Origin of the sequence: Burkholderia sp. LA-2-3-30-S1-D2, from assembly GCF_001523915.2 — a bacterium.
Lineage (GTDB): Bacteria > Pseudomonadota > Gammaproteobacteria > Burkholderiales > Burkholderiaceae > Burkholderia > Burkholderia diffusa.
In genome coordinates, this window is sequence record NZ_CP013383.1 from 2,255,959 (window position 1) to 2,275,297 (window position 19,339).

Consider the following 19,339-nt stretch of genomic DNA (forward strand, 5'->3'; position numbering starts at 1 on the left):
CGGAATTTGCAGTGATGGCCCGGACACAACTTCCAATGTCGAGGCCACCATGCACCATTACTTGAAGAAGACGGCAGTATCGCTCGCCGTCCTGTCGCTGCTCACACTGTACGGTTGCGGCTCGGTCGACGGACCGGTCACACCGTCGATCAAGCCGAGCTCGTCGGGTACGTCCGGCGGTGGTACCTCGGGCACCTCCGGTACGTCGGGTAGCTCCGGTACGTCGGGTAGCTCCGGTACGTCGGGTAGCTCCGGTACGTCGGGCACCTCCGGTACGTCGGGCACTTCCGGTACGTCGGGCACCTCCGGTACGTCGGGCACTTCAGGCACGTCGGGCACTTCCGGCACGTCGGGCACTTCCGGTACGTCGGGTACCTCCGGTACGTCGGGCACTTCCGGTACGTCGGGCACGTCGGGCACCTCCGGTACGTCGGGCACCTCCGGCACGTCGGGTACTTCCGGCACGTCGGGCACCTCCGGTACGTCAGGCACTTCCGGTACTTCGGGCACGTCGGGCACTTCCGGTACGTCGGGTACCTCCGGCACGTCGGGCACCTCCGGTACGTCGGGTACCTCCGGCACGTCGGGCACCTCCGGCACGTCGGGCACCTCCGGTACGTCGGGTACCTCCGGCACGTCGGGCACCTCCGGTACGTCGGGCACCTCCGGCACGTCAGGCACCTCCGGTACGTCGGGCACCTCCGGCACGTCAGGCACCTCCGGCACGTCGGGCACCTCCGGCACGTCGGGCACCTCCGGCACCAACGTCACCCCGCTCGGCAACGTCCTCCAGCAAACCGGCACGCTCGTCACGGCACTCGGCACGACGGTCGCGAACGGCGGTTCGCAGATCGGCGGCGTGCAAGTTCCGGGCACGAACCCGACGACGGCCACCAGCATCGGCAACGCGGTCACCAGCCTTGGCAACGGCGTGCAGTCGCTCGGCAACGGCGTCGCGGCCGGCCTCGGCTCGATCGGCGTGTCGCCGAACCCGCTCGGCCCGACGCTCACGTCGACCACCGGTCTGCTGACCGGCGCCGGCAGCGCGGTCAACAACCTCGGCAACGCGGTGACGAGCCTCGGCACCGGCCCGCTGTCGCCGCTCGCGCCGGCCACGACCCTGGTCGGCAGCCTCGTCAACACGGTCGGCACGGCCGTCAACTCGACCGCATCGGCGCTGAACACGGCACTGAACAGCGCACCGGTCCAGCAACTCGAGACGCAGCTCGGCAGCGTGATCAACCCGATCACGAATACGCTGACCGGCGGCGTCACGACGCCTGGCGCGACGCAGACCCTCGGCGGTGTCACCCTGCTCGGCGCCCCGCTCAACGGCCTGCTGAGCACGCTCGGCAGCGGCCTCGGCCTCGCCGGTTCGCAGATCGGCAGCGCGACCGGCAACCCGGTCGGCACGGGCGCCGGCAACAGCGTGTCACAACTCGGCAACACCGTGGCATCGGCCGGCGGCCTGTTGTCCGGCGGCAGCGGCAGCTCCAGCAGCGGCACCAATCCGCTCGCGCCGATCACGGGCCTGCTCGGTTCGCTGACGGGTGCGCTCGGCGGCGGCAGCAGCTCGAGCGGCTCGGGTGGCACCAGCGGCACGAGCGGCACCAGCGGCGGCCCGCTCGCGCCGATCACCGGCCTGCTCGGCACGGTGACGGGCGCGCTCGGCGGCCTCGGTTCGAGCGGCACGGGCGGTACCAGCGGCACCAGCGGCTCGGGCGTCGGCGGCCTGCTCGCGCCGATCACCGGCCTCGTCAACTCGCTGACGCCGCTCGGCGCAAGCCTCACCGGCACGGTCACGACGCCGGGCGGCGGCCTGACCGGCAACCTCGGCGGTGCGTTGACGAACGGCCCGGTCGGCACGCTGACGGGTTCGCTGACCTCTGCAGCCGGCACGCTCGGCGCAGTCGGCACGGCCAGCCCGAGCGGCGCGGCGGGCACGGTGACGACGCCGTCCGGCAGCGGCACCGTCACCGCCGGCCTGACCGGCAGTTCGAACGGCGGCAGCACGGCTGGCGCGACCAACCTGCTGGCGCCGGTGACGAACCTGCTCGGCGGTCTGCTCGGCGGCACCACCCCCAAGAAGTAACGCTTCACGTATCAGAACCACAGGCCAATGGCCGGGCAGATACCAAACCAAAGCCCGGCCGATGGCCGGCGTCACCCGCCAGGCGGGGGCGCCGGCCGTCATCCCGACGAGGATCCGATCATGAACTCCACCATCGACGGCATCGCCGCGGTCCAGGACCGCCCGCCCCGTTCCGCCACGCCATTCCGCGCGGGCCTGCTCGGCATCGCGGCCGGCCTGTTCACGCTGTGGACAACGCGCGACCAGCCGGGCCTCGACGCGGCCGCCCGTGCGGTCATCGCGAGCCTCGCGATCATCGGCACGATCGCGCTGCACGAAATCTTCATCTCGCGCGTCTACCTGCGCGCGAGCGCGGGACTGTCGCGGCAGGCCGTGCGCCCGCTCGGGCTCGCCCGTGTCGCGACGCGGCTCGGCGCGCTGACGTCGATCTACGCAGGCATCGGCGTCATCTACTGGCTCCTGCCCGAATATCACGGCGCGTTCTACCTGCCGTTCTGGTCGCTGCTGCGCTCGCTCGCGCCGTACGTGATCGTCGCCGCGCCGTTCTACTTCGCGTGGATGGATCGCCACCAGCGCGAAACCGACGACGCGTACCTGCTGTGGGGCCGCTTCCTGTTCCGTCACGAGCAGCCCGCGAGCTGGCAGCCCGTGCGCGAGATGCTCGCCGGCTGGGGCGTGAAGGCGTTCTTCCTGCCGCTGATGACCGTCTACCTGTCGAAGGACGCCGATCACCTGAGCGCGTCGCTCGCGCACGCCGTGAACGCGCCGATGACGATCGCGACCTTCGTGTTCCTGTACGACCTGTCGTTCACGATGGACCTGATGTTCGGCACGGTCGGCTACCTGTGCACGTTCCGCATCCTCGACAGCCACGTGCGCACCGTCGAGCCGACCACGCTCGGCTGGGTCGCCGCGCTGATGTGCTACCAGCCGTTCTGGTCGCTGATCTCGAACAACTACATCCGCTACGAAGGTTCGCTGTTCTGGGACAACTGGCTGCTGTCCGCGCCGACGCTGCGCGTGATCTGGGGTGCGGTGATCATCCTGCTGCTGATGACCTATGCACTATCGACGATCTCGTTCGGATTGCGGTTCTCGAACCTCACGAACCGCGGAATCATCACGTCGGGCCCGTACCGCTTCACGAAGCATCCGGCATACATCACGAAGAACCTGTCGTACTGGATGGTGTCGGTGCCGTTCGTCGAGCCGCTCGGCTGGCAGGTCGGGCTGATGCACTGCGCGGGGCTCGTCGCGGTCAACCTGATCTACTACACGCGGGCGAAGACGGAGGAGCGGCATTTGATGCGCGATCCTGACTATCGCGCGTATGCCGAGTGGATCGCGCAGCATGGGCTGTTCGCGCGGATCAGGCAGGCGTTCGGGGGGCGGCGGGCGGTGTGAGGCGGTCTCGCGATCATCGGTTCGATGAGCGCCTCGATCATGGAAGCCCGGCGGAACGCGTGCGAAAAAATGAGGAGATTTCGCACGTGTTCCTGAGCGGATACACCTGAAGTCGAACGGCAACGCGCAAGCTCAGGATCGCACCGAGCCCCCTTGCGACCAATTGTCGCGAAACACCCCGATTCCCCGCGTTTCGTCGCTTTTCTCCCGCAGTCCGGTTGCCCGCCCTGTGCCCGTCGCGTATGGTGCTGACCGTCTGCGCGCGGGCCATGCCCGCCGTCACCGTCTCCGCGGCACCGCCCTTCGGCGCCGCGCGTTCATGAGGAGAGAGGCGTGATCCACAAAGTCCTGATCCTGTTCACACTCTGCATCGCGGGCCTCGCCGCGATCGCCGCCGGTTTCCAGCACATCCCCAGCTGATTCGCGGCCCCGGCTCGCTCGCCGAGCCCGGGGGCCGCTGCCACTTCCTTTCCCATTGCGATGAACCTCTTTCCCGATGCGCCCGGGACGGGCGCCTTTTGCCATGCGTATCGACGTACAGCATTCCCAGCACGACATCGACGATGAACTCGACACGCTCTACGCGCGTCTGCACCAGCCGGGCCATCGCCTGCACGGCCTGCCGGCCGTCGCGCTCGGCGACTCGGGCCTGGTCGTCCGCCACCGCGAGGCCGACGGCGAATACTTCCTTTACGTCGAGGATCCGTCGGCCCGGCAGCTCGCCGGCTACACGATCTTCAACCGGCTCCCCGAACTGCCGCGCCGCGCGGACCGCTACCTGCGCGCGCCGCATACGCGGCTGCGCGGGTCCGCGCAACGCAAGGGGCTCGCGACGACGCTGTATCGATGGGGGCTCGACGCGGGCCTGTGCCTGATCAGCGGCGCACGTCAGTCGATCGGCGCGGCGCAGTTGTGGACCGCGCTCGCGCACGACTACCGGCACGGCTTCGTCGACGTCGAAGGCCGCGCGCTGCGCTATCTCGGCGAAGCCGTCGCGGACGACGTGTACGGTGCGCTGCATACGCGCCGGCTGTTGCTCGGCAACGGATGGACACTTGGCGACCTGGCACGCGCAACCGGGATGATCGATACGCTCGCCGCGGCGCGTCAGGACGTGACGTTTCCGCGGGAAGGACGCGAATGGCATCACCTGCGCGGCGTCGCGAACGCGCGCCACGTCGCTCACGCACCGATGCGATAATCCGTCGGAGCCGCGCGGCGTCGCCGCGCAAGCCACCATTCCCTACGCTCCTCGATGGTCACCGAACCCCGAACCGATTCCGAGCGCCGCATCGACATCGTCGCGCTGTGCGGCAGCCTTCGCGCGCAGTCGTACAACGTGGCGCTGCTGGATGCAGCCGCACGCGTCGCGCCGCGCGGGATGCGCATCACGCGCTTCGATCGTCTCGGTGAGTTTCCGCTGTTCAATCCCGATACCGAATATCCATCGCCGGCCGCGGTGCGCGACCTGATCGAGCGGCTGAACGCCGCGGACGGCGTGCTGATCGCGAGCCCGGAATACGCGCACGGCGTGACGGGTGTGATGAAGAACGCGCTGGACTGGGTCGTGGGATGCGAAGCCGTGGTGTACAAGCCGGTCGCGGTATTGAACGCGTCGCCGCGCGCGACGCATGCGGACGCGGCGCTGCGCGAAACGCTGTTCGTCATGTCGGCGCGCATCGTCGAGCGCGCGTCGATCACGCTGCCGATCCTCGGCAGCCAGCTCGACGCTGCGGGCATCGCCGCGCATCCGCCGTTCGCGTCGGCGCTGACCGACGCGTTGCATGCACTGCGCGCGGCGATCGACGCACAGGCGCCGGGTCGCTAGGCGACGACCGGCGTGGCTGAAAGCGTGTGTTATCGCGCCTTGGCGCGCGTGGTCTTCCTCGCGGGTTTCGCGGGCTTCGCGCCCTTCGCGCGCGGCGCTTCCTTCTCGGGCTGCGCGCCGCCGCCGGCGAGATCCTCGAGCCACGCCAGCGCATCGACGTACGACAGGAATTGCTGCAGGTATTCCGGCGACAACTCGCGCATCGTCGCGAGCGACCGATGCACGAGGCTGTTCGAATTGAGCGGTCCCGCGTTGCGCGGCACCTGGTCGAGCGACTGGCGATACTGCTGTTCGGTGCGGACCTTCGACCACATCGTGCGGAAGTAATCGATCAGCGCGGGATCGATCCCGCGCCTGTCGGCCTGCGCATCGCGCGCGAGCTGCTCGACGAGCCCGCCGAGCAGGCTGCGCGCGGGCGCCGGTGCGGTTGCTTGCGCCGTCCCGCTCGCGGCTGACGTTTCGCCGGCTCGCGAGACAATCTCCGCAAACGCTTCCAGCAGCGTCGCGAGCCGTGCATCGAGCAGGGCGCGCGCGTCGCCGTCGAGCGCGGCCGCGCGTCTCTCCAGCGCGTCGAGCCGATGAAAGCGCACCGGATCGAGCCGGTCGGCGCCCTGCTCGCGCCACGCGTCGAGCGTCGCGCGGACGTGCGTCACGTCGTCCGTCACTTCGCCCGCCCTCCGTTCGATGCGGTCTTGCGCGGCACCGGCGCGATCTCCACGCGGCGGTTCTTCGCGCGGCCTTCATCGTCCGCATTCGAACTGACCGGCTGCTCGGAGCCGAACGCAGCCGCAAACACCGACGGCGCCGGCACGCCGGCGTCGATCAGTGCACGCGTGACCGTCAGCGCGCGCTTGGCCGACAGTTCCCAGTTGTCCGCGAACTGGCGGTTGCCGGCGCGCACCTGCTGGTCGTCGGCGAAGCCGCTGATCATCAGGATCTCGTCGCGCGTCTTCAGGTACGCGGCCAGCGGCGTGGCGAGCGTCTTCAGCAGATCGCGGCCCTCGGGCTGCAGCTGGTCGGAATTCAGCGCGAACAGCACGCTGCCGCTGATGCCGATCCGACCGTTCACGAGCGTCACGCGGCCGGCCGCGAGCGGCCCGGCGAGCGCTTCCTCGAGCGATTTGCGCTGCTGCGCCTCCTGCTGGCGCGCACGCACGGCTTCCTCGAGCTTCGACGTGAGCTGCAGCTGCATGCCGATCACGCCGACGAGGACGAGCACGAATGCGCCGAGCAGCACCGACATCAGGTCGGCGAACGCGGGCCACACCGGCGCGGACGGCGCGCCGTCGTCGATTTCGTCGTGCATGCGTTACGCTCCGACCGATGCCCGCCGACCGGCGATCTGCTGCAGGTCCTCGACGATCTGCTTCTGCGACATCATGCTCAGGTCGATCACCTCGCGCGCCTGCGCGACGTAATACTCGAGCTGCTCGTCGCTGCGCGCGAGCGATTTCTCGAGCGCGGCCTCGATGCGCTGCAGGTGGTTCAGCAGCTTGTCGTTCGATTCGCCGAACACCTGCACGGCCGCACCGAACGCATCGCCGAGGCTCGCGACCTCGACCGCTCCCGCCGTGACCTGTGCGGCCACCGAATCGAGCTTGCGCGTTTCGGCATCGACGGTGTCGTTGAAGCGCGCGCCGACGCGGTCGAGCAGATCGGCCGACGTGCTGACAAGCGCGTCGATCGCGGTGCGCTGTTCGGTCGACGCGTGGTTGACCGCGCCGAGCAGCGTCTCGAGCGTCGCGAGCAGGCGGCTGCGCTCGTCGAGCATCGCGGTGTCGCGCACCATGCTGTCGGACAGGCGCTGGCGCAGTTCGGCGACGACGTCGGCCGCGGCCTTCGGCGCTTCCGACGCGGCCTGCACGAGGCGCGAAATTTCGTTGATCGTGTCGCTCGCGTGCACCTGCGCCTGGGCGGTGATGTCGTTCGCGGTGCGGGTCAGCGTGTCGCAGATGTCCTGCTGGCGCGCCGCGGCCTGTGCGCTCGTCTGCGCCCATTCGTCGCGCAGCGTGGCGGCCATCGCGGCCAACGAGTCGTTCCATGCGGACAGGCGTGCTTCGTCGCGTGCGGCCAGCTGCGTTTGCAGGCTCGCGTGCGATTCGCGAATCGTCGACAGCAGGTCGGTCGAGCGTTGCTCGAACGTCGACGCTTGTGCCGTGAGATCGCGCGTGGTTTGTGCGAGCGCGTCGCAGATTTCCTGCTGACGGCCCGCGCTATGCACGCCCGCACGCTGCCATTCGTCGCCGAGCTTCGCTGCCATCGCGGCCAGCGAATCGTTCCATGCCGCCAGACGTTCTTCGTCACGCGCGGCCAGTTGCGTTTGCAGGCCCGTGTGCGATTCGCGAATCGTCGACAGCAGGTCGGTCGAGCGTTGTTCGAACTTAGACGCTTGTGCCGTGAGATCGCGCGTCGTTTGTGCGAGCGCGTCGCAGATTTCCTGCTGACGGCCCGCGCTGTGCACGCCCGCACGTTGCCATTCGTCGCCGAGCTTCGCTGCCATCGCGGCCAGCGAATCGTTCCATGCCGCCAGACGTTCTTCGTCACGCGCGGCCAGTTGCGTTTGCAGGCCCGTGTGCGATTCGCGAATCGTCGACAGCAGGTCGGCCGAGCGTTGTTCGAACGTGGACGCTTGCGCGGTCAGATCGCGCGTCGTTTGTGCGAGCGCATCACAGATTTCCTGCTGGCGGCCTGCACTATGCACACCCGCACGTTGCCATTCGTCGCCGAGCTTCGCTGCCATCGCGGCCAGCGAATCGTTCCATGCCGCCAGACGTTCTTCGTCGCGCGCGGCCAGTTGCGTTTGCAGGCCCATGTGCGATTCGCGAATCGTCGACAGCAGGTCGGCCGAGCGTTGCTCGAACGTGGACGCTTGCGCGGTGAGATCGCGCGTCGTTTGCGCCAGCGCATCGCAGATTTCCTGCTGGCGGCCTGCACTATGCACGCCCGCGCGCTGCCATTCGTCCCCGAGCTTCGCTGCCATCGCGGCCAGCGACGCATTCCACGCAGACAGGCGTTCCTCGTCACGCGCGGCCAGTTGCGTCTGCAGCCCCGCATGCGACTCGCGCATCGCGGCGAGCGCCGCGCTCGAATGCCGCTCGAACGTCGCGGCGGCTTCGCCGAGCGCGTGCGCATGCTGGCCGGCCAGCGTCTCGCCGACCTGTTCCTGGCGCGCGAGCGCATCGCGCCACGCGTCGGACAGCCGGCTTTCGGTCGATTCGAGGCGCGTCGCGACGCCGTCGAGCAGGTCCGTCGAACGCTGCGCGAAGGTGTCGGTGAACTGGCCGAGCGTCGTCTGCAACTGCTGCGCGACTGCATCGCCCGCGCGGCGCTGCTCGTCGAGCGCGCGGTTCCAGACGGCCGTCACGTTCCCGGTGGTCTTCTCGAAACCGTCGGTCAGCCCGTCGAGCTGACGCTGCACGGCGCTCGTCACGGTGTCGCGCAGCGCGGCCATCTCCTGCGCGAGCCCCGTCATCGTCGCCGCGACGACCGGCTGCAGCGCGGCCCCGGCCACGCGCGCGCTCTCGGCGGCGCTTTCCTTCAGTGCGTCGCCGACGTTCGATGCCAGGCCGGCATACGCGCGCTCGGTCCGATCGAAGAACGTCTGCTGACTTTCGATCTGGCGATCGTGCAGCGCGACGCTGCGCGCCTCGAGCGTCGTCATCATCGTCTGCAACCGGTCGACCAGCGCCGGCATCACGTCGGCCTGGCGCTGCAGCAGCCGGAACGATTCGTCGCGCTGGTGCGCGGACGAATGCACGCGCAGCGTCGTCGCGATCTTCGCGTCGAGCTGCTGGCCCGCGTCGAGCCGTTCGCGGCGCACGAGCGCGGACAGCAGCCCGAGCATCGCGGACGTCGCGACACCCGCGATCGACGTGCCGAACGCGAAGCCGAGACCCTTCACCGGCGCGATCAGCGAGGCCCGAATCGCGTCGAGGTCGGTCGCGCTTTCGAGCGCGGCGCCCGTGCCCTTCAGCGTCACGACCATCCCGAGCAGCGTGCCGAGCATGCCGAGCAGCACGAGCAGGCCGACCAGATACGGCGTGAGCGACGGGCCCGGCAGCGCGACGCGCGCGCCTTCGACGCGTGCCCGCACGGCACCGCGCAGGCCCGGGGGCAGCGTATCGAGCCACGTGTCGAGCGTCGCCGGGGGTTCGGTCAGGCCGGCTACCGCGCGCGCCAGCGTGACAGTGGCCTGCCGGTAGCGCTGCAGTTCCCACGCACCGGCGACGTAGCACGCGCCGATCAGCAGGGTGACGGCCGTCGCGAGCGGGTTCGACGCGACATAGCCGATGCCGATCCAGCACACTGCGAGCAGACCGGCGATGAAGACAACGAGATCAAGACGAATTCTGGACATAGCGTAGGGATTAGCAGGTACGAAGGGCCGCGAGCAGCCCGTCTACCGTTTGAAACCGGACTTCGAGTTCGGCGAGCAGGATGCTTTGCATCTCGTTGCGGAACGTGTCGAGCCACGTGCCGGGCACGATCGCCGCGGCGGGCGGGGCGTCGCCCTCGGCATCGGCCGCCGCTTGCGCGTCGGCCAGTGCCTGCCGTTCCGCGTCGCGCAGCCGCTCGAAGCGCGTACCGAGCAGCGCGGGCACGGCGGACAGCAGGCTGCGCTCGCGCGCGCCGAGCACGCGCTCCATGATCGCGTCGAGCGTCGCGAGCCGCGCCATCCCGGACGAGCGCGCGGCGACCGCGACCCGCAAGCGGCCGCGCAACTGGCCGATCGCGGTCTCCATTTCCTGCTGGAGCGACAGACAGCTCTGGCGGAAATCCGCGAAGTCGGCCGTGTCGGCGGACGGCGGCGGCAACTCGCCGGGACGCCGCCGCGTGCGCGGGCGGAGGGCGGCCGTGATCGCCTGCGCGAGGTCGTGGCGCACGCGCGCGCAGTCACGCTCCGCGTCGTAACCACGCACGCCGGCCGCGACGCCGGGCGGGCTCGCATTCAGCGCGGACGACAGCGTGATCGCGTCGGTCCAGCCGAGCCACTGGCTCAGGCGGTCCGACAGCGTCAGCCGGGATTCCGCGACGTCGGCATCGGTCAGGCGCGCGAGCAGCCGGACGAGCGTCGGGCCGCTCATTGCCGGGCGCGGGGGTGCTTGCACCATGCTGCAAACCGTCAAAAAAGGCAGCAGTTTACACGTCGTCGGGAGGTCGACCGCCAGAATCGCGGAAGCGGCTCGGCCCGGTACGCCGCGCAACCGGCGCGAACGCCCGCAGCACAAGGCTCGCGGGCCGATCGCAGGGGTTTCCCGGTGCGCCGGCGCGGCGCCGGCCACGCATCCGGACGCCTTCCGAAGCCCCGGCGGGCGCCGGTTCACGCCAGACATCCTGTTCGCCCGCATACGATTCCGTCACGGACGTGCGGTACCATCGCGACACCCGCCGCGCGATTCGCCCCCGATTCGTGCCCGATGCGGGCCCGCGCCGCCCTGCAGCCGGCGCGCGGGCCGCCCGCACCATGGATATCCGGCCGATATCCGCGGGACGCAGGCGGCGCCCCGGGAGACCGGCGCCGCCGCCCATGACAACGACTGATAACAGACGGGCCTGCCCGACCGCTCACGATGCTTTCCGACTTCGTCGCGCGCCTGCGCGAGCGCTTCAGCAAACCGCCTACCCGGCAGGACTTCGCCGACCGCCTGATCGCCGCGCTGCGCGCGACCGGCGACACGCGCGAGTGGCTTCACGAGGACGACAAGGGCCGTCTCGTGCAAGCGGATGTCCCGTCGAACATCATCAACCTGCACAACCTGTTCCGCGACTATGCAGACGCGAAGCCGGCCGAGCGCGAAGCGACGCTGCAGCGCCAGGCGAGCGCGATGATGCAGCACGAGATTCCGGCGAACTTCGCGGACGTCCGCGCACGGCTGCGCCCCGTGATCCGCAGCGCGACCGAGCGCGGCACGGTCGCGCTGCAGCTCGCCGGACAGCCCGCCGCGTCGGAGGTCGCGTTCCGGACGCTGTGCGAGAACCTCGAGATCGGCATCGCGTATGACGGCGAATTCAGCGTCGCGCGGCTGACGAGCGCGCGGCTCGCCGAATGGGGCGTCAGCTTCGACGACGCATGCGACATCGCGATCGACAACCTGCGCGGTGCGTCGTCGGCGCCGTGGGCCGCGTTGCGCGACGGCGTGTTCGTTTCGCAGTTCGGCGACTACTACGACGCGGCGCGGCTCCTGCTGACCGACTTGCTGCACCGCCAGCCGATCTCCGGCGCGCCGGTGGTGATGGCGCCGAACCGGGCCGTGCTGCTGCTCACCGGCGACCGCAACGCGGCCGGGCTCGCGACGATGGTCGAACTCGCGGAACAGGCGCGCGCGCAGCCGCGTCCGCTGCCGCCGCTGATGCTGCGCTGGGACGGCGCCGCGTGGCGGAATTTCGTCCCGGCAGGGCTGGAAGCCAAGCTGCACGCGCTGCGCGTGGACGAACTCGCGGGCGACTATCAGGATCAGCGGACGCTGCTGGACGATCTGCACAAGCGGGACGGCACCGACGTCTTCGTGGCGTCGTACACCGTGTACCGGCGGCAGAACGGCGAGCTGTTCAGCGTCGGCGTGTGGAGCGACGGCGTGCCGACGCTGCTGCCCGAGACGGATATCGTCGTGCTCTATCGTGAAGCGACGCGGCAGTCGGCCCACGTGCCGATGGCCGCGCTGCGGGACGCATGCGGCGACCTGATGACGGCCACCGCGCACCGGCCGGTGCGGTATGAAGTGACGGCGTTTCCGGATGACGCGCGGTTCGCGGCGCTGCTCGAACGGTTTCCGGCGGCTTGACGCGCGCTTGGCGCGCGCAGGGCGCGGTGATTCGGGGCCGTGGCTGCGCCCGCCACGCCATGTGCCGGAATGAGCGGCCGTGGCGGCATGCCTGTCAGGAATGCAACGGCGGCGCGCCCCCGGCGACACCGCCTGCCGTCAGATCCCCGCCTTCGGCGCGTTCAGGATCAGCCGCAGGCCGAGCAGCGTGATCGCGCCGGCCGCGACGCGGTCGACCCACTTCTTCGCGCGCAGGTAGAGTTCGCGCGGCCGGCGGGTCGAGAAGCACAGCGCGACGATCGTGTACCAGCCGAATTCGACGCCGAACACGAGCGGCGGCAGCGCCAGGTAGCACCAGAGCGGCGGATGCTGCGGCAACAGCGCCGCGAAAATGCTGCCGTACCAGATCGCCGTCTTCGGGTTGCTGAGCTGGGTCGTGAGGCCGATCCAGAACGACTTGCGCGCGCTGCCGGCGACGACGGCCTGCGCATCTTCCATCGCGATCGGCCTGTCGGCGCCGCGCCAGATCTTCGACGCCATGTAGATCAGGTAGGCGCCGCCCGCCAGCTTGAGTCCCACGTACAGCCATTCGACGGCCTGCAGCAGCGTGTAGAGCCCGGCCAGCGCGACGCCGCCGAACGCGATCCCGCCGACGCCCATGCCGAGCGCGGTCGCCAGCCCGTCGCGGCGCGACAGCCCGATCGAATTGCGGGCGACCAGCACGAAACTCGGGCCCGGAATCATCGCGCCAAGCCACAGCGCGGCCAGAATGGCGAGTACGGCAGCCGATGCAGTCATCGAAGTCTCCTTGATCAGCGACGCCGAAGCGCCGGCGCCTGCGTGTCGATTCCCGACGGTGAAGTCGACGATTCTGGCACGCTTCGCGGGCCGCCGGAAGCATCCGCGCACTGCTATGCTGGGTGCCGTTCCCGCCATCGCGCCACACCCCCATGATCGAGATTCGCGCCGCCCGCTATCCCGACGATGCCGCCGTCGTCGAAGCGATTTTCCGCGAGTACATCGCGAGCCCCACGGTCAGCCTCGCGTTCCAGGACTATGAGCCGGAACTCGCCGCGCTGCCGGGCAAATACGCGGCGCCGCGCGGGCAATTGCTGCTCGCGTGGCGCGCCGGGCGCGTGGTCGGCTGCGCGGCGTTTCGCGAAATCGACGCGACGACGTGCGAGATGAAGCGCGTGTACGTGCGTCCCGAAGCGCGCGGGCTGAACGTCGGCCGCCAGCTCGTCGAGCGGCTGCTGTGCGACGCGAAGGCGGCCGGTTATGCGCGGATGTGTCTCGACGTGCTGCCGGAATTCGTCGCCGCAAGGCAACTGTATGGTTCGCTCGGCTTCACGCCGGCACCGCCCGTTGCGTTCAATCCGGTGCCCGGCACCGAGTTTCTCGGGCGGGATCTGTGATGGGCACGAGCGCGCACCGTGCCCTCCTCGCGCTGCTCGCCGCGCTGTCGTCCGGCGCACGGGCCGACGGCCTGCCGCAATCCATCGCGACGCAACTGCCGTCCGGCTACCAGCCGTTCGTCGCGCAGGAAGGGCCGGACCTCGGCGACGGACGGCGCAGCTTTCTCGTCGTCGTGCATCGCGCGGCCGATTCGCGCGGGCAGCCGTCGCCCCGCCCGCTGCTGATCTTCGAGGAACGGCCCGATCACGCGTACCGGCTCGCCGCGCGCAACGACCACGTGGTCCTGCGCGCGAACGAAGGCGGCCAGTGCGATCCGTTCGATCCCGAAGACGCCGCCGACAGCGGCCTCTCGGTGAAAGGCCGCTATTTCACCGTGCAGAACTTCGTCGCGTGCGGACAGCACTGGAGCGACTACGTGACGTTCCGCTACGACCCGCGCACCCACGGCTGGCTGTTCTCCAGCGAGATCTACACCGAATCGTTTCCGCTCGACGACAAGCCCGACGAAGTCACCGTCATGCGCGCCGATGCGCACCGGCCGGTGACGTTCGGCCAATGGCGGCGCACGGACTGAAAAACCGTGGGCGAACGAGGCTCCGCCGCTTGCATCGACGCAACTCGCCTCCCCCCGCCAACCGGTCTACCATAAGCGCTCGTCGCCGTTCGGGCGCGCGCCGACGCGGCATGCGTCTTGCGCGCCACCCTTCCCACGTTGAACCAGCGCAGGAGGACGTCATGACGCAACACTTCGACGCGATCGTCATCGGCACGGGCCAGGCCGGTCCACCGCTCGCCGCGCGGCTCGCGGGCGCCGGCATGAAGGTCGCGGTCATCGAGCGCGGCCGCTTCGGCGGCACCTGCGTGAACACCGGCTGCATTCCGACCAAGACGCTGATCGCGAGCGCGTACGCGGCGCAGCTTGCGCGTCGTGCGGCCGAATACGGCGTGTCGGTCGGCACCGTCAGCGTCGACATGAAGGCCGTGAAGGCGCGCAAGGACCAGATCTCCGGCCGCTCGAACCACGGCGTCGAGCAATGGGTGCGGGGGCTCGACAACACCACCGTGTTTCAGGGTCATGCCCGATTCGAGCGGGCGAACGCGGTACGCGTCGGCGACGAAGTGCTCGAAGCCGGCCGCATCTTCATCAACGTCGGCGGGCGCGCGCAAATCCCGCCGATGCCGGGCCTCGACTCGGTGCCGTACCTGACCAACTCGACGATGATGGACGTCGACTTCCTGCCCGAGCATCTCGTGATCGTCGGCGGCAGCTACGTCGGGCTCGAATTCGGTCAGATGTACCGCCGCTTCGGCGCGCAGGTCACGATCGTCGAGAAAGGGTCGCGCCTGATCCGTCGCGAGGACGAGGACGTCTCGCAAGCCGTGCACGAGATTCTCGCGAACGAAGGCATCGACGTGCAGCTCGATGCGAACTGCCTGACCGCACGGCGCGACGGCGACGGCGTCGTGGTCGGCCTCGACTGCACGGGCGGCCACCGCGAGGTCGCGGGCTCGCACCTGCTGCTCGCGGTCGGCCGCGTGCCGAACACCGACGATCTCGGGCTCGAGCAGGCAGGCGTGGCGGTCGACGCGCGCGGCTACATCACGGTCGACGACCAGCTGCGCACCAATGTGCCCGGCATCTGGGCGCTCGGCGACTGCAACGGACGCGGCGCATTCACGCACACCGCGTACAACGACTACGAAATCGTCGCGGCCAACCTGCTCGACGACGATCCGCGCAAGGTGTCCGACCGCATCACCGCGTACGCGATGTACATCGACCCGCCGCTCGGCCGCGTCGGCATGACGCTCGCGGAAGCGAGGCAGACCGGCCGCCGGCTGCTGGTGGGCACGCGGCCGATGACGCGGGTCGGCCGCGCGGTCGAAAAAGGCGAGAGCCAGGGCTTCATGAAGGTGATCGTCGACGCGGACAACCACGCGATCCTGGGCGCGTCGATCCTCGGCGTGACGGGCGACGAAGTCGTGCACGGGTTGCTGGACGTGATGGCCGCCGGCGCGCCGTACACGACGATCAGCCGCGCGATGCACATTCACCCGACCGTGTCGGAGCTCGTGCCGACGCTGCTGCAGGACCTGCATCCGGTCGAATGAGGCGCGAATGAGGCGCGACCGGCGGGCGCGCATCCGCTTCCCGCGCGTCCGGTCCGCGCGTGCGCTGCGTGCGCTGCGTGCGTTGCGTGCGTTGCGTGCGTTGCGTGCGTTGCGTGCGTTGCGCGCGGCGCCCCGGCGTCGAACCGTGTGCGAAGAGAGCCGTTCGCGTTCGACGACATCGCCCAGGCCCGTCGGCGCATGGAAGCCGGCGCGCAGGTCGGCAGAATCGTCGTGACCGTCTGAACGTTGCGGCGCCAGGCGTGCCGGTCGGTAACGACGGCACGCCTCGCGCATTCGCGCATCAGGTCTCGAAGTACCGCGGCCGGTCGATGTCGGCCAGCAACCGCGGCTGCACCGGCGCCCAGTCGAGCGACGCCCGCGTGCGCTCGCTCGTTGCGGGCGCATCCATTCCCGCGAACATCGCGAACCAGCCGAAGTGCTCGCCGGCTTGCGCGGCCGATTTCGACACGACCGGCACGTTCAGCCGGCGGCCGATCACCTCCGCGATCTCGCGGAACGGCACGCCCGTATCGTCGACCGCGTGATAGCGCGCGCCGGGCGCGCCGCGTTCGACCGCGAGCCGGTACACGCGCGCCGCATCGAGCCGGTGCACGGCCGGCCAGCGGTTGCCGCCGTCGCCGAGATACGCCGAGGCGCCCTTCTCCCTCGCGAACGCGATCAGGCGCGGCACGAAGCCATGATCGCCGTCGCCGTGCACGGACGGCGGCAGGCGCACGACCGACGCGCATACGCCGCGCGCGTCCAGCGCCGCCGCCGTCGCTTCCGACGCGCGCGGATAGGTCGCCGACACCGGCACATGCGGATCGTCCTCCGTCGCCGCCCGGCCGGGCGCGACGAGCGCGAGGCCCGACGTGACGACCAGCGGCCGCGCCGACCCGGCGAGCACCGCACCGATCGTCTCGATCGCGCGGCGGTCGAGCTCGCAGTTTTCCGCGAAGCGCGAGAAGTCGTGATTGAATCCCGTGTGGATCACCGCGTCGACGGCCTCAGCGCCGCGCGTCAGGCTGTCGAGATCCTCCAGCGACCCGCGATGGACATCGGCGCCCGCGGCCGTGACCGCCGCAGCGGCCGCGTCGGACCGCGCGAGACCGAGCACCGCATGCCCGGCGGCCACGAGTTCGGCAACGACCGCGGAGCCGACGAAGCCCGACGCTCCCGTTACAAAGACACGCATTTCGACACCTCCGAATGAACGAGAGGCTTACTATCTGTCGACCGTCGCGCGCGGTGAAGACGTGACGGTTTACCGGTAAACGAACTAACAGGCTATGGCTGACGCATCCGACAACCTGCTCGGCGCGTACCTTCGGGACCGCCGCGAGAAACTCGATCCGGCCGCGCTCGGGCTGCCCGTCGCGCGCCGCCGCACGCCGGGCCTGCGGCGCGAGGAAGTCGCGCAGCGCGCGCACGTGAGCGCCGCGTGGTACACGTGGCTCGAACAGGGCCGCGGCGGCGCGCCGTCGGCCGACGTGCTCGACCGGCTCGCCCGCGCGCTGCTGCTCAACGACGCCGAACGCGAGCATCTGTTCCTGATCGGCCTCGGCCATCCGCCCGAGGTGCGCTATCACGCGAGCAGCGATGTCACGCCGCGCCTGCAGCACGTGCTCGATTCGCTAGACGCCAGCCCCGCGATCGTGCGCACGGCGACGTGGGACGTCGTCGCGTGGAACGACGCGGCCGCCGCGACGCTGACCGACTATGCGACGCTGCCGCCGCCCGCGCGCAACATCCTGCGGCTGATCTTCGTCGATGCCGGGGTGCGCTACGCGCAGCAGAACTGGGAACGCGTCGCGCGGTTCGCGGTGGGCGCGTTTCGCGCCGACATCGCGCGCGGCGGGGCGACGCAGGCCGTGCAAACGTTCGTCGACGAGATGCGCGCGACGAGCGCCGAGTTCGACGCGATGTGGCGCGACCGCGACATTCATTCGCATGACGAAGGGACGAAGGAGATTCGTCACCCGCGAGCCGGCCGGATCGCGCTCGAATACTCGGCGTTCTCGGTGACCGGCCGCCCCGACCTGAGTCTCGTGATCTTCACGCCGGCGACGCCGGCCGATCGTGCGCGCATCCGGACACTCGTCGCCGCGCGTGAAAAGGCCCGCGAACGGGACGACGGACCGCACGTGCCGGCCGCCTAGCGTGTCGAATCTGCGCCCGGAGCCGCTCCCGGATTCGCACCCGGCGCCGCGCCCGAAACGGCCACGCCGCCCATGCGCCGGCGCCACGCCGCCCGCCCCGACTGCGTCGCCCATCGGGCCCCGTCACGCCGCGCCCCGCCATCACATTCCGCACTGACACCCAGTCGAATATTTAATTTTCACCTGGGTAAGCACGCCTTTACCCTTTCGGCATCGCATCACAAGGCCACTGGCCCCTGGAGCATTCCGATGACCGACCCCGGCACCGCACAAGCCGTTTCCCGCCCGCACACGGCTTCCGTATCCTGCGGCGCACTCGCGTTGCTGGTGCTCGCCGGCCTCAACCTGCGTCCGTTCCTGACCGCATTCGGCCCCGTGCTCGACATCGTGCGTGCCGACACCGGCCTCGGTTTCCGCGCGGCCGCGCTGCTGACCACGCTGCCGTTCGTGCTGATGGGCGTCGTCGCCGGCGTCGGCGTCGGGCTTGCACGACACGTCGGCGAGCAGCGCGCGCTCGCCACCGCGCTGGCGCTGATCGCCGCGGGCTGCATCGCGCGGCTGTGGACCGGAAACAGCACCGGGCTGGTCGTCACGGCGGTCGTCGCGGGTGCGGGCGTCGCGGTGGTCCAGTCGCTCGCGCCGGGCCTCGCCAAGCGCTGGTTCGCCGACCGGCTGCCGCTCGCAATGGGGCTCTATTCGGCGGCGCTCGTCGGCGGCGGCGCATTCGGCGCGGTCGCGAGCCCGTGGCTCGCCGCGCACGGCGGCTGGCATCTGTCGCTCGCCGTCTGGGCCGTTCCGGCGCTCGTGACGCTCGCGCTGTGGCGCGCGAAGGCGCCGCGCGACGCGGTGCATGCCGCGACGGTATCGGCGCCCGTCACCGCGTTCGCCCGGATTCCGCGCGCATGGCAACTCGCGCTGTTCTTCGGCCTCAGCAACAGCGGCTACGCGAGCCTCGTCGCGTGGCTGCCCGCGTTCTATCACAGCGTCGGCATGAGCTCGCAGGCGAGCGGCAACCTGCTCGCTTGGATGGCGCTGTTCCAGGCGGCAGGCGCGCTCGCGATGCCGCTGCTCGCGAAACGCTCGCACGATCGCCGCCCCGTGCTGTGGCTCACGCTCGCGTTGCAGGCGGTCGGCTTCGTCGGCTTCGCGACGGTGCCCGCGCTCGCGCCGTGGCTGTCGGTCGCGAGCGTCGGCGTCGGGCTCGGCGGATTCTTCTCGATGAGCCTGATCGTCACGCTCGACCACTTGCCCGATGCGCGGCTCGCGGGCGCGCTCGCCGCGTTCGTGCAGGGCATCGGCTTCCTGATCGTCGCCGCGAGCCCCTGGCTGATCGGCTGGCTGCGCGACGCGGGCGGCGGCTTCGCGATCGCGTGGTGGCTGCATGTCGGCGTGATCGCATTGATGGCCGCGTTGAACGCCGCGTTCTCTCCCGACGGCTATCGGCGCAGCATGGCGTGCATCGCCAGCGCGGCGCACTGACACCGAACCACCGGATTCCCCGATCCGGACGATCGCCGGCATCCGCCGGCGCTCGTCCAGCCGCCCGCGCATGGCCGGGCGCGGGCCG

Annotated in this window: 17 protein-coding genes; 10 read left to right on the top strand and 7 right to left on the bottom strand. The window is 70.1% G+C overall.

Annotation, left to right across the window (positions count from 1 at the left end; genetic code table 11):
- Positions 1-57: 57 nt before the first annotated feature.
- Positions 58-915 (bottom strand): hypothetical protein, encoded by an 858-nt coding sequence (locus WS66_RS34760; RefSeq protein ID WP_335672038.1) that lies wholly within the window; start codon positions 913-915, stop codon positions 58-60.
- Between WS66_RS34760 and WS66_RS34765 the strand changes: the two genes are divergently transcribed.
- The 4 genes from WS66_RS34765 to WS66_RS10350 all read left to right on the top strand — a co-directional run bounded on the left by WS66_RS34765 (position 860) and on the right by WS66_RS10350 (position 5,324).
- Complete coding sequence (locus WS66_RS34765; RefSeq protein ID WP_059601368.1) at positions 860-2,092, top strand: collagen-like triple helix repeat-containing protein; 1,233 nt, start codon at positions 860-862, stop codon at positions 2,090-2,092. The genes WS66_RS34760 and WS66_RS34765 overlap by 56 nt on opposite strands.
- 120 nt (positions 2,093-2,212) lie before the next feature.
- Entirely contained in the window at positions 2,213-3,496 is a 1,284-nt protein-coding gene (locus WS66_RS10340) for an isoprenylcysteine carboxylmethyltransferase family protein (RefSeq protein ID WP_059601366.1), read from the top strand.
- A 523-nt stretch (positions 3,497-4,019) separates the two neighbouring features.
- On the top strand, positions 4,020-4,697 hold the full coding sequence (locus WS66_RS10345) for a histone acetyltransferase (RefSeq protein ID WP_179955242.1): 678 nt from the start codon (positions 4,020-4,022) through the stop codon (positions 4,695-4,697).
- 54 nt (positions 4,698-4,751) lie between these two features.
- Complete coding sequence (locus WS66_RS10350; protein WP_059601362.1) at positions 4,752-5,324, top strand: NADPH-dependent FMN reductase; 573 nt, start codon at positions 4,752-4,754, stop codon at positions 5,322-5,324.
- Positions 5,325-5,353: 29 nt separating this feature from the next.
- Here WS66_RS10350 and WS66_RS10355 read toward each other — a convergent pair whose 3' ends face one another.
- Genes WS66_RS10355 through WS66_RS10370 form a run of 4 tightly spaced genes read right to left on the bottom strand, consistent with a single transcriptional unit; the run spans position 5,354 to position 10,435 of the window.
- Positions 5,354-5,989, bottom strand: a complete 636-nt coding sequence (locus WS66_RS10355; protein ID WP_059601360.1) for a DUF2894 domain-containing protein — start codon at positions 5,987-5,989, stop codon at positions 5,354-5,356.
- Positions 5,986-6,630 (bottom strand): OmpA family protein, encoded by a 645-nt coding sequence (locus WS66_RS10360; protein ID WP_059601358.1) that lies wholly within the window; start codon positions 6,628-6,630, stop codon positions 5,986-5,988. Before WS66_RS10360 ends, WS66_RS10355 begins: the two co-directional genes overlap by 4 nt.
- 3 nt (positions 6,631-6,633) lie before the next feature.
- On the bottom strand, positions 6,634-9,681 hold the full coding sequence (locus tag WS66_RS10365; RefSeq protein ID WP_108064648.1) for a DUF802 domain-containing protein: 3,048 nt from the start codon (positions 9,679-9,681) through the stop codon (positions 6,634-6,636).
- Between the two features lie 10 nt (positions 9,682-9,691).
- On the bottom strand, positions 9,692-10,435 hold the full coding sequence (locus tag WS66_RS10370; protein ID WP_059601354.1) for a DUF3348 domain-containing protein: 744 nt from the start codon (positions 10,433-10,435) through the stop codon (positions 9,692-9,694).
- 459 nt (positions 10,436-10,894) lie between these two features.
- Here WS66_RS10370 and WS66_RS10375 point away from each other — a divergent pair, with 459 nt between their 5' ends.
- Entirely contained in the window at positions 10,895-12,106 is a 1,212-nt protein-coding gene (locus tag WS66_RS10375; RefSeq protein WP_059601352.1) for a hypothetical protein, read from the top strand.
- 138 nt (positions 12,107-12,244) lie between these two features.
- Here WS66_RS10375 and WS66_RS10380 read toward each other — a convergent pair whose 3' ends face one another.
- Complete coding sequence (locus WS66_RS10380; protein ID WP_059601350.1) at positions 12,245-12,883, bottom strand: LysE family translocator; 639 nt, start codon at positions 12,881-12,883, stop codon at positions 12,245-12,247.
- A 152-nt stretch (positions 12,884-13,035) separates the two neighbouring features.
- Here WS66_RS10380 and WS66_RS10385 point away from each other — a divergent pair, with 152 nt between their 5' ends.
- From WS66_RS10385 to WS66_RS10395, 3 genes are all read left to right on the top strand, one after another.
- Complete coding sequence (locus WS66_RS10385; protein WP_059601347.1) at positions 13,036-13,500, top strand: GNAT family N-acetyltransferase; 465 nt, start codon at positions 13,036-13,038, stop codon at positions 13,498-13,500.
- Positions 13,500-14,075 (top strand): hypothetical protein, encoded by a 576-nt coding sequence (locus WS66_RS10390; RefSeq protein ID WP_059601345.1) that lies wholly within the window; start codon positions 13,500-13,502, stop codon positions 14,073-14,075. Before WS66_RS10385 ends, WS66_RS10390 begins: the two co-directional genes overlap by 1 nt.
- Before the next feature lie 161 nt (positions 14,076-14,236).
- A complete protein-coding gene (locus WS66_RS10395) occupies positions 14,237-15,613 on the top strand; it encodes an FAD-containing oxidoreductase (protein ID WP_059601343.1) in 1,377 nt (458 codons plus the stop codon).
- Between the two features lie 301 nt (positions 15,614-15,914).
- Here WS66_RS10395 and WS66_RS10405 read toward each other — a convergent pair whose 3' ends face one another.
- Complete coding sequence (locus WS66_RS10405) at positions 15,915-16,808, bottom strand: SDR family oxidoreductase (RefSeq protein WP_059601341.1); 894 nt, start codon at positions 16,806-16,808, stop codon at positions 15,915-15,917.
- A gap of 94 nt (positions 16,809-16,902) precedes the next feature.
- On the opposite strand from WS66_RS10405, the gene WS66_RS10410 reads away from it, so the two are divergent.
- Complete coding sequence (locus WS66_RS10410; protein WP_059601339.1) at positions 16,903-17,772, top strand: helix-turn-helix transcriptional regulator; 870 nt, start codon at positions 16,903-16,905, stop codon at positions 17,770-17,772.
- A gap of 249 nt (positions 17,773-18,021) precedes the next feature.
- A complete protein-coding gene (locus WS66_RS10415; RefSeq protein ID WP_059601337.1) occupies positions 18,022-19,251 on the top strand; it encodes a cyanate transporter in 1,230 nt (409 codons plus the stop codon).
- The last annotated feature ends 88 nt before the right edge of the window (positions 19,252-19,339 follow it).

Excerpts from the sequence above, each read along its gene's own strand:
- WS66_RS10340 (WP_059601366.1), top strand. The coding sequence starts at position 2,213 with ATGAACTCCACCATCGACGGCATCGCCGCGGTCCAGGACCGCCCGCCC.
- WS66_RS10345 (WP_179955242.1), top strand. The coding sequence starts at position 4,020 with ATGCGTATCGACGTACAGCATTCCCAGCACGACATCGACGATGAACTC.
- WS66_RS10350 (WP_059601362.1), top strand. The coding sequence starts at position 4,752 with ATGGTCACCGAACCCCGAACCGATTCCGAGCGCCGCATCGACATCGTC.
- WS66_RS10360 (WP_059601358.1), bottom strand. The coding sequence starts at position 6,630 with ATGCACGACGAAATCGACGACGGCGCGCCGTCCGCGCCGGTGTGGCCC.
- WS66_RS10365 (WP_108064648.1), bottom strand. The coding sequence starts at position 9,681 with ATGTCCAGAATTCGTCTTGATCTCGTTGTCTTCATCGCCGGTCTGCTC.
- WS66_RS10370 (WP_059601354.1), bottom strand. The coding sequence starts at position 10,435 with ATGGTGCAAGCACCCCCGCGCCCGGCAATGAGCGGCCCGACGCTCGTC.
- WS66_RS10375 (WP_059601352.1), top strand. The coding sequence starts at position 10,895 with ATGCTTTCCGACTTCGTCGCGCGCCTGCGCGAGCGCTTCAGCAAACCG.
- WS66_RS10380 (WP_059601350.1), bottom strand. The coding sequence starts at position 12,883 with ATGACTGCATCGGCTGCCGTACTCGCCATTCTGGCCGCGCTGTGGCTT.
- WS66_RS10385 (WP_059601347.1), top strand. The coding sequence starts at position 13,036 with ATGATCGAGATTCGCGCCGCCCGCTATCCCGACGATGCCGCCGTCGTC.
- WS66_RS10390 (WP_059601345.1), top strand. The coding sequence starts at position 13,500 with ATGGGCACGAGCGCGCACCGTGCCCTCCTCGCGCTGCTCGCCGCGCTG.
- WS66_RS10395 (WP_059601343.1), top strand. The coding sequence starts at position 14,237 with ATGACGCAACACTTCGACGCGATCGTCATCGGCACGGGCCAGGCCGGT.
- WS66_RS10405 (WP_059601341.1), bottom strand. The coding sequence starts at position 16,808 with ATGCGTGTCTTTGTAACGGGAGCGTCGGGCTTCGTCGGCTCCGCGGTC.
- WS66_RS10410 (WP_059601339.1), top strand. The coding sequence starts at position 16,903 with ATGGCTGACGCATCCGACAACCTGCTCGGCGCGTACCTTCGGGACCGC.
- WS66_RS10415 (WP_059601337.1), top strand. The coding sequence starts at position 18,022 with ATGACCGACCCCGGCACCGCACAAGCCGTTTCCCGCCCGCACACGGCT.